The sequence below is a fragment of the Marivita sp. genome (assembly GCF_020055675.1).
Taxonomy (GTDB): domain Bacteria; phylum Pseudomonadota; class Alphaproteobacteria; order Rhodobacterales; family Rhodobacteraceae; genus Marivita.
Map to the genome: position 1 here is coordinate 1 of NZ_JAIPUS010000077.1, position 2,693 is coordinate 2,693.

The 2,693-nt window shown below is 53.5% G+C and carries 2 protein-coding genes and 1 pseudogene; all 3 read right to left on the reverse strand.

All coding sequences use genetic code 11. From position 1 onward, the window contains the following. Nucleotides 1-368, reverse strand: a pseudogene (locus LCF59_RS17675) (hypothetical protein); the annotation flags it as partial. Between the two features lie 11 nt (nucleotides 369-379). After that, nucleotides 380-631 carry a chemotaxis protein CheC gene (locus LCF59_RS17680; protein ID WP_292288936.1) on the reverse strand — a complete coding sequence of 84 codons (252 nt, stop codon included), beginning with the start codon at nucleotides 629-631 and terminating at the stop codon, nucleotides 380-382. Continuing rightward, nucleotides 562-2,693: glycoside hydrolase family 99-like domain-containing protein (locus LCF59_RS17685; RefSeq protein ID WP_292288937.1), on the reverse strand; the 2,132-nt coding region annotated here is incomplete at its 5' end. The genes LCF59_RS17680 and LCF59_RS17685, both read right to left, overlap by 70 nt.

Below are 2,693 nucleotides of genomic sequence, written 5' to 3' on the forward strand. Positions count from 1 at the left end.
AGCCGGTAGACCGCCTCGGACAGCGACTCGCTCACGGCGCTCACGTACAGATCGCGGTCGCCGCCCCGGTCGAAGGCCATCCGGTAGGGGTTGCGGAAGCCCCACGCGAAGATCTCGTCGCGCTCGTTGACGAAATCCAGCAAGAAGGTCTCATTCTTGCCGGGCGCGGTGCGGTTCAGACGTGAGAGCGTCTGCACCGCCTGGATGCCTTCCAGCCGCTTGTCCACATACATGGCCTGCAATAGCGGCTGGTCAAAGCCGGTTTGGTACTTGTTGGCGACGATGAGCACCTTGTAGGCATCCCCGTTTTCCTTGACACCCTCGGCCTTTCGCTCGTTTATGCTCGGGAAATCCTGTTTCGTCTTCATTGCTCGGCTCCCTAGGATCGCTCCCTGATCGCGACATTGATCTCGATTTTGCCCTGCGGTATTTCCATCGGCACTATCAACGCCTCGACTCCAGTATCGCTTACCTCCATGTTCTCGCCGGTGAAAATGGCGGGAGGGGTAAGATCGAACTGAAACCCCAAGTTGTGAAGTTTCGTCACCGACTGTCCGGTGATCATGTTGGCCAGCTCGGTGATCGTCGCCTTGCCCATATCATCGAGCTCGGTCGGCTTCTCGAGGTCCATACCCTCGAGCATCGCCGCGAAGAAGCTCCGGAAGCGGGCCGCATCACTTTGCTGCGCCGCGGCAAAGTCGTTGACCGGCCCCTGATGGAAGAAGAAATACGATCAAGAAAATGGGAATAACCAGACTTTTTAGCTTCATGTATTTGGGATTTATTCTCCTGCAGATTCTGAAAGTCATATATCTTTGCAAATTTCTCGAAATCCTGCCATAGATCTCCTGGGCCAAGCGACAGTACGACGACCTGATAGCTGAAGTGCTCCCGCAGCGTCTGAACGATATGGTATGCGAGTTGCTGCGCACCATGATTGTGCATGTCGTGAGTGACAATCAGAATTTTTCTGGCTCGCGGAATACTGTTACAGTGGTGATAGTTCTTCTCAGCCGCGTTTAGCGTAACTTCAAGATAGGCATATCCGAAGCGCCTATCAGGCTCGAGGTAGGCCGCCTCGGCCCATTCGTTCCAAGCATTGACGAACACCAGCGAACTACCGTAAACAGGGTATTGGTGTGCGAACGCACAGCACTGCTCCAACCAAGCGCCATATTTATCAGGCGTCGAGCCATGGTATGTGGTGCCCTTGCCCGGCCGCCGGGCTTCATTGTCCCACGAGGGACATACTCCGCGAATCAGGGGATATTGCGGCGCATCCACAGACCGGCCTCGTTCAGAAAGCGCATCGTAACTGTAGACTGTCCCCTTGAACTCCGGATCCCGAATGTCCAGCATTTCGTTCACACGAGGTAGCTCACGACCGACCTTGTGAGGCGGAAATTCAACAGCAACGTCGAAACCGAACGCATGCGGATTATCTCCATCGAACTGAACCATGCCAAGAAGTAGTTCACCTACCCCTTTTTCTCGGCAGCGTGCCCGCCATCGCTCCGCCGTAGCCTTGGCATCCGGAAGCAGGCTTGGTCGATAGACGATCAAAATGGGTTTTCCATCGATCCGCAAATATCTTTTGTCCTCAAAAAGCGTCATCACCCTATCGATGAATTCAATATCATCTTCAGCCGAGTATTGTTGTCTGAGCAACACATCAGTATCGAGTCCGTCCCAAGTGCGGGTCCAATTCTCGTTTGCCCAGCTGACACAAAAACCGATATCAAGTGATTTATCGGCAAGAAGCCTTCTGAGCGGTAGGTCCAGTACTTGCTTGCCGCCGAACCAGTAATAATGAAAGCAAAATGCACTTACACCGTATTTATTAGCAAGTTCCACTTGCCTTTCAAGTACTTGAGGCACGCGCAGATCGTAGTATCCGAGGGCATCAGGACGCCGGGGCTGATAATGCTGCGGGAAACGCGCGATGCCTCGCGTTACATTTCGCCACTCGGTGAAGCCTTCCCCCCACCAGTGGTCATTTTCCGGTATCGGGTGGAATTGCGGCAAATACCACGCAACGATCTCCGTAAGCTTGGGATTTGAGTTCGTATCGTTTCGCTCGGTGACAAATTCGCTTGTGCCAGCACCTTCTTCCCAATCCGAAGGCGCTTCATAACTACGGGATGTCTGAGCTTTCGCACTGCCGGCGGATTGCGTCATCGGCCCGGCATCCCGACCTTCAGATTGCCCATTTCGAATAAAGTGCCCAAACGCCTGCCGCAGACTGCAAGACCGAGCTATATCGGCATAGCGCTGAAGATATGCTTCGCCATTGAACCACGCGGCAGGCTTGTTTCCAGAAACAACTCCGAAACGGAGGTAGTGAAGCAACGCATTCGGCTCCTCGACCAGGCTTTGCGGGTAGCGCTCGTGGTACTCGCGTGAACTGAACCAGGGTCCAGGATCAAATTCGTATTCACCTTCAGCTTCGACGAAATGCAACAAAGGTGCCAGATCCAGTTCTTCGGTTGCGGGGTAATTGCTTATATACCATTCTGAACTGAATAGAGGATGCGGATCGTGACCTTCCCGCCAACCTGAATCAAGATAGTGCAGGAGCGGGTCACAATCCGGATTCAATCCGGCCTGGGCAGAGTAGAATTCCGAGTCGAATAAAATATGGGGATTCCGTCGCTCACGAAAGCCATCTGTAAGATAGTGGAACAATGGGTTGA